Source organism: Vibrio sp. Vb0937 (assembly GCF_033338855.1).
This window is the reverse complement of the sequence record NZ_JAWOTK010000015.1, coordinates 75281-81736: the sequence shown is the minus strand read 5'-3', so window position 1 is coordinate 81736 and position 6456 is coordinate 75281. Positions and strand designations below refer to the sequence as shown.

Annotated in this window: 9 protein-coding genes; 3 read left to right on the top strand and 6 right to left on the bottom strand. The window is 46.0% G+C overall.

All coding sequences use genetic code 11. The features are described from left to right. Positions 1 to 161 precede the first annotated feature (161 nt). The gene (locus R7P67_RS16990; protein ID WP_213969140.1) at positions 162 to 710 is read left to right on the top strand and encodes a gamma carbonic anhydrase family protein; all 549 of its coding nucleotides are present in this window, start codon (positions 162 to 164) and stop codon (positions 708 to 710) included. Between the two features lie 7 nt (positions 711 to 717). On the opposite strand, the gene R7P67_RS16985 is transcribed toward R7P67_RS16990, so the two are convergent. The 4 genes from R7P67_RS16985 to R7P67_RS16970 all read right to left on the bottom strand — a co-directional run bounded on the left by R7P67_RS16985 (position 718) and on the right by R7P67_RS16970 (position 3442). Next, positions 718 to 981, bottom strand: coding sequence for a DUF1488 domain-containing protein (locus R7P67_RS16985; RefSeq protein ID WP_005379090.1), 264 nt, complete (start codon positions 979 to 981; stop codon positions 718 to 720). A 3-nt stretch (positions 982 to 984) separates the two neighbouring features. Then, on the bottom strand, positions 985 to 1818 hold the full coding sequence (aroE, locus tag R7P67_RS16980; RefSeq protein ID WP_042523879.1) for a shikimate dehydrogenase: 834 nt from the start codon (positions 1816 to 1818) through the stop codon (positions 985 to 987). A gap of 101 nt (positions 1819 to 1919) precedes the next feature. After that, positions 1920 to 2837, bottom strand: coding sequence for an oxygen-dependent coproporphyrinogen oxidase (hemF, locus tag R7P67_RS16975; RefSeq protein WP_017635615.1), 918 nt, complete (start codon positions 2835 to 2837; stop codon positions 1920 to 1922). 47 nt (positions 2838 to 2884) lie between these two features. Next, a complete protein-coding gene (locus R7P67_RS16970; RefSeq protein ID WP_005379084.1) occupies positions 2885 to 3442 on the bottom strand; it encodes an L-threonylcarbamoyladenylate synthase in 558 nt (185 codons plus the stop codon). Between the two features lie 198 nt (positions 3443 to 3640). Between R7P67_RS16970 and purE the strand changes: the two genes are divergently transcribed. Beyond that, positions 3641 to 4126, top strand: coding sequence for a 5-(carboxyamino)imidazole ribonucleotide mutase (gene purE / locus R7P67_RS16965; protein ID WP_017635614.1), 486 nt, complete (start codon positions 3641 to 3643; stop codon positions 4124 to 4126). 4 nt (positions 4127 to 4130) lie between these two features. Continuing rightward, on the top strand, positions 4131 to 5264 hold the full coding sequence (locus R7P67_RS16960; RefSeq protein ID WP_025768914.1) for a 5-(carboxyamino)imidazole ribonucleotide synthase: 1134 nt from the start codon (positions 4131 to 4133) through the stop codon (positions 5262 to 5264). Positions 5265 to 5329: 65 nt separating this feature from the next. On the opposite strand, the gene R7P67_RS16955 is transcribed toward R7P67_RS16960, so the two are convergent. Together R7P67_RS16955 and R7P67_RS16950 are read right to left on the bottom strand one after the other, a co-directional pair. Beyond that, positions 5330 to 5899: a type I DNA topoisomerase gene (locus tag R7P67_RS16955; RefSeq protein WP_017821580.1), complete on the bottom strand. Its 570-nt coding sequence runs from the start codon at positions 5897 to 5899 to the stop codon at positions 5330 to 5332. Positions 5900 to 5975: 76 nt separating this feature from the next. Continuing rightward, positions 5976 to 6455, bottom strand: a complete 480-nt coding sequence (locus R7P67_RS16950) for a DUF494 family protein (RefSeq protein ID WP_005379074.1) — start codon at positions 6453 to 6455, stop codon at positions 5976 to 5978. Position 6456: the final 1 nt, after the last annotated feature.

Sequence of the window (6456 nt, the reverse complement as noted above, 5' to 3'; positions counted from 1 at the left end):
TCAGCGAGGTGGCATTATAGAGATTGCGATCACATTGGCAAGCCCTTTTTCTCGTTTTTTTTGATTTTTTTATCGTTTGGGTGTTTTTTATTCTAAAAGGCGAGTTTTCACTACTATTCTACCTCCATACACCCTGTAATCGCCCTGAATAAGGAAAAAAGATGAGCTCAATGAGAAGCTACAAAGGTATAAAGCCTGAACTTGGTGAGCGTGTTTACGTTGACCCAACCTCTGTTTTAGTCGGTGATATCCGAATTGGCGATGATTCTAGCATTTGGCCATTGGTAGCAGCGCGAGGCGATGTAAACCACATTCACATTGGTGATCGAACGAATATTCAAGATGGCAGTGTTTTGCATGTCACCCATAAGAACGCCGAAAACCCAAACGGCTACCCATTGATTATTGGTAATGACGTTACGATTGGCCACAAAGTGATGCTGCACGGTTGTGAGATCCACGATCGTGTTTTGGTTGGTATGGGAGCTATTGTTTTAGATGCTGTTGTAATTGAGTCAGAGGTGATGGTCGGAGCAGGCAGTTTAGTGCCACCTGGGAAAGTATTAGAAAGTGGCTACTTATATGTTGGAAGCCCAGTAAAACAAGCTCGCCCTCTATCAGAAAAAGAACGAGCTTTCTTGCAAAAGTCTGCCAACAACTATGTGCAGAACAAAAACGACTACTTAAATGAAGTAAAAGACTTGAACTAAAACCCTGTTAACCGATGATGATATGGCCTTCTTCGTTGAAGGCTTCATCTTCTATTAGCTCTTCAGCCATTTCTTCTAGGTCGAATCGGTAATCAGTAAACACTTTAATTGCCGCTTGCTCAGTTTCAATCAGTGAACCACTGAGCTTTTCTAGCTTTTGTTTCGTCACAAAGCACTCTATTAGTGCGCCTGATTGTTGCGCCGAAAAGTTTACCGATTGTGATACTTCATCCCATGATTGAATATCTGGGAATAAGATGGATTGATTCATCGCTTATTGACCTTCAAGGTTCTTTCTTAGTTCTCTGAGAATTTGTTTGGCACCAGGACGTAAGCCACGCCAAAGCATAAAGCTTTCTGCAGCCTGCCCAACCAGCATTCCAAGACCGTCATACGCATGAGCGGCACCATTTTCTCTTGCCCATAAGTTAAAGCTCGTCACTCCTTTGCCATAAATCATGTCATAGCTTGTGCTGTTGGCGGCAAAGATAGAGGAAGAGATAGCAGGCAGTTCACCACTAAGAGAAGCGGAGGTAGAGTTAATGATGACATCATACTCTTCATCAATACTTTCCATCTCTCTCGCTACGATAGGACCATGAGAGACAAACAGCTCTGCGAGCTCTTGTGCTTTACTAAAGGTACGGTTGGTAATGGTTAAAGAGGTCGGCTTTTGATCGAGTAGTGGCTTAATAACACCACGAGCTGCACCACCAGCGCCAATAATTAGGATTCGCGCACCTTCCAATACAACCTGATGCTGAAGCAGATCTTGCACTAAACCTGCACCATCAGTGTTGTCACCGATGATTTCACCATCGTCTAACTTCTTGAGGGTATTTACCGCGCCTGCTAACTGAGCCCGTTCTGTCAATCGACTAGCAAATTGATAAGCATCTTCTTTAAATGGCATAGTGATGTTGCACCCCTTGCCACCTTCAGCAAAAAACACCTTCGCCGCGTCAATAAAACCATCAACAGGTGCACTTTCTGCGGTATACACCAAAGATTGATTAGTTTGACGAGCAAACAAGGTGTGAATGAATGGCGACTTACTGTGTCCGATAGGATTACCAAACACGGCATAGCGATCGATTTGCTGGGTCATTTCCTTACCTTTGTTCCTTACTTAGATATAGAGAAAACAGGGCCACCTGATTACAGATGACCCTATCACTATCTATCTATATAGAAAAGGAGATTCCGTGCTTACCACTCTCGGGGCGTTAGGTATCGCTCGTAAAGTTCAGCTTCTGGCGATCCCGCTTCTGGCTCGTAGCAGTACTCCCAGCGAGCGAGCGGCGGCATTGACATCAGAATCGACTCAGTACGCCCACCACTTTGTAAACCAAATAAGGTGCCACGGTCATACACTAAGTTGAACTCTACGTAACGGCCGCGACGATATAGTTGGAATTCACGCTCACGCTCACCATACTTGATCTCTTTACGACGAGAAACGATCGGCAAGTAAGCCTGGCAATAGCCTTCACCCACTGCTTTGATGTAAGCAAAACACTTATCAAATTCCCACTGGTTTAGATCATCAAAGAACAAACCGCCAACACCGCGAGTTTCATTACGATGTGGTAGGAAGAAGTATTTGTCACACCATGCTTTATGCTCTTGGTAAACATCGTCACCAAATGGTGCACAAAGCTGTTTTGCAGTGTCGTGCCATGATTGGCAATCTTCTTCAAATGGGTAGAACGGTGTTAGGTCAAAACCACCACCAAACCACCAAATTGGGTCTTCGCCATCTTTTTCTGCAATAAAGAAGCGGACATTGGCGTGTGAAGTCGGTACATAAGGGTTTTTAGGGTGAATAACCAAAGAAACACCCATCGCTTCAAAACGACGACCCGCTAGCTCTGGGCGATGCGCTGTCGCAGATGCTGGCATTTCTTTCCCTTCCACATGCGAGAAGTTCACGCCTCCCTGCTCGAAAACAAGGCCATCACGCAAAACACGTGAGCGACCACCGCCACCCAGACGCTCTCCTTTTTCACGTTGCCATGCATCTTCGACAAAGACGGCCTTTCCATCTTCTTGTTCTAACTGCTGACAAATGGAGTCCTGAAGTGACATCAAGAACTGCTTTACGGCGTGCTTATCGATCGCTGACATACGTTATTACCTATTACGTGAAACCTAATGATGGCTGGCTAGCAGGGTTAACCCTGTCTTAATATTTGTGAAGTTTTGGCGTCACGAATCTCGCTGGGTTTATCACGACCGCTGGTCTCGCCACGAAGAATGGCGACCAGCTTATCACCCAACTGCTCTTCGACTTCTTCCGTGGTCATACACGGTGGTAAGCCGGAAAGATTCGCGCTGGTAGAGGTTAACGGCTTTCCGAATGCATTACACATTTTTTGCACCAAAGGATGATCAGTCACACGAACCGCAATTGAATCAAACTGCCCTGAAACCCAGTTGGATACTTTATCGCTCGCTGGCATGATCCAGGTGTATGGGCCTGGCCAAGTGGCATGAACAGTCTGTAATTGTTCTTCAGTCAACTGAGATTCATCAATATAAGGCAAGAGCTGATCATAACTTGCCGCGATGAGAATCAGCCCTTTTTCTACCGGACGCTGCTTGAGCTCTAATAGCTTTTGAATTGCTTCTGGGTTATCTGGATCACATCCGACACCAAAAACCCCTTCTGTTGGATAGGCAATCACTTCGCCTTGCTTGAGTGCGTTGAGCACTTGTTCAAAGTTATCCACCGATTACTTCCTATTTGTTTGACTGTGTTGTTTTCACTAAGTGTACAAATATTCATTCTCAGACACTAAAGCAATTTTTTATAAAATGTATCAATAGCGCCAACAACAAGACGCAAACGTTTGCTTGAGATAAAAATCCCCGTATAATGCGTACAAATTTATAGCTCACCTAATTTTTGCAGCTTAAAGGAGTTTGAGATGAAAGTCGGTATCATCATGGGTTCTAAATCCGATTGGCCAACCATGAAACTAGCAGCGGACATGCTAGACCAATTTGGCGTGCCTTACGAAACAAAAGTCGTGTCAGCACACCGAACTCCTCAATTACTGGCTGACTACGCTAGTGGCGCAAAAGAACGCGGCATCAAAGTTATCATCGCAGGCGCAGGTGGTGCAGCCCACCTACCAGGTATGGCGGCGGCGTTTACTAGTTTGCCAGTGCTTGGGGTTCCCGTTCAGTCTCGTGCACTGAAAGGTATGGATTCACTGCTTTCTATTGTACAGATGCCAAAGGGAATTGCGGTTGGTACATTGGCGATTGGCGAAGCGGGCGCAACAAACGCCGGTATCCTAGCAGCGCAAATCCTAGGCACTCATGATGAAAACATCATGGCGAAGGTAGAAGCATTCCGTAATGAGCAAACGGAAACAGTTCTCGCAAATCCAAACCCTGCAGAGGATTAATCAGATGCATGTACTGGTTCTTGGTGCGGGTCAGTTGGCTCGTATGATGTCTCTGGCTGGTGCGCCACTGAATATTCAAATTTCAGCTTACGATATCAGCAGCGGTGATGTCGTTCACCCTTTAACTCAACAGGTACTTGGCCATGGCTTGGAAAATGCGATTATGCAAGTTGATGTGATTACTGCCGAGTTCGAGCATATTCCACATGACGTGCTCAAGGTTTGCGAAGCGAGCGGCAAGTTTCTACCAAGTACGCAAGCCATCAAAGCAGGTGGTGATCGCCGTATTGAAAAAGCACTGCTTGATGATGCTGGCGTGCGCAACGCGAAATACTACGTCATTGAAACTCGTGAAGACTTTGAGCGCGCAATTGAACACGTTGGTATGCCAATGGTTCTGAAAAGTGCATTAGGTGGTTACGATGGTAAAGGCCAATGGCGCTTAAAAGAAGCTTCTCAAGTCGACGACATTTGGACTGAGATGGCAGAGTGCATCGCGGCAACACCAACTCAAGCGATTGTTGCTGAAGAGTTTGTTCCTTTTAACCGCGAAGTATCACTGGTTGGTGCTCGAAGCAAAGATGGCAGTGTGGAAGTGTATCCTCTGGCAGAGAACGTCCACACCAACGGTGTATTGAGTCTTTCTACTGCGATTGATGCGCCAGGGTTACAGGAACAAGCAAAGCAAATGTTCACGGCAGTCGCAGATAGCCTAGATTACGTTGGCGTATTAGCGCTTGAGTTCTTTGATGTCGATGGGGCACTTTTAGTGAATGAGATTGCTCCACGCGTGCACAACTCTGGTCACTGGACACAGCAAGGTGCAGAAACGTGTCAGTTTGAAAACCATCTGCGCGCAGTGTGCGGCTTACCATTAGGCAGTACGAAATTGGTTCGTGAAACCTCAATGATTAATATTCTTGGTGAAGACACACTACCAGAAGCATTGTTATTAATGGATGGTTGCCACATTCATTGGTATGGCAAAGAGAAACGTGCAGGTCGCAAGATGGGACACATCAACGTGTGTGGCGACTACCCAGGAGAATTGCACCGTAGGTTGTGCGCTCTGGCAGACATCTTAGACCCAATAGCTTTCCCAGCCGTGCAAGCGTTCGCTAAACAGCCTCAACACTAACGTTTGGCAGCAAAAAATAAAAAAAGGGTCGCACGATGCGACCCTTTTTAATTCCTTTGATGTATTTACCCTTGTTGGGTGTGCTGGCACTTACGGTTGGCACATTGCAATTTCACACCACTGGCGAGTTTCTTCTCCACCAACAAAGTAAAACCACATTCTTCGCATCGCCCCTTGACCGGAGCAAGGTTCACAGCAAATTTGCATTTAGGGTAGTTATCACACGCGTAGAATGTTTTGCCAAATCGGGTTTTACGCTCAACCAAATGTCCTTTGCCACATTCAGGGCAAGCGTGTTGCTCTTGTGACTGCGCCTCTGGCTCTGGTTGATTAATCGACTCAATATGATGACAAGCCGGGTAATGGCTACAACCAACGAACATACCGTAGCGCCCTTGGCGGAGAACCAACTCATTGCCACACTCAGGACAAGGCACACCCAACTCTTTCACGATGTGACCATCATTGCTGTGTAGCGGTTTAATGTAATCACAGCTTGGGTAATGGTTACAGCCGAGAAATGGGCCATGTTTTCCGTGCTTGAGAGTCAGCTCACCACCACATTTTGGACACGGCTCGTGTTCCAAAGCGTGTTCATGGGCAGAGAAAAGGGTGTTGTCGATTTTACTACTCATACTTACCGTTTCGTGAAAAACACACAAAAAGACAAGCTCGCGTTTATTCTAGCTAAACTCGAACTTGCCCAGATGGTTAGTGAAGAATCCCTTGTTCCTTGGTGTACAACAGCTCTTCCATTAGCGTGTAAGCGTTTTCGTTGCCAGGCACATTAAACAGCACCATCAGAATGATCCATTTGAGGTCTTCAAGCTCAAACTCACTCGTTTCTAATCCCATCACTCGGTCAATCACCATTTCGCGAGTTTCTGTGGTTAACACATTGATTTGCTCGAGAAACAATAGAAACCCTCGGCATTCCAAATCTAAACGCTGCATCTCTTTCGCTGTGTAGATACGAGTTGATGACGAAGCCATGCAAGTCGAGATTGCAGAAGAGGTGTCACTTTGCTGCAATGCGGCAAGCTCTTCTAACCAGACAAGGGCTTTGTAGATATCTTTTTGTTGGAAGCCTGCACGAAGCAACTCTTCTTCCAACTCGTCTTGTTCGACCTGTAACTCTGCATCGCTATGGATGTAGGTTTCGAATAGATACATCAGTATATCCATCATCATA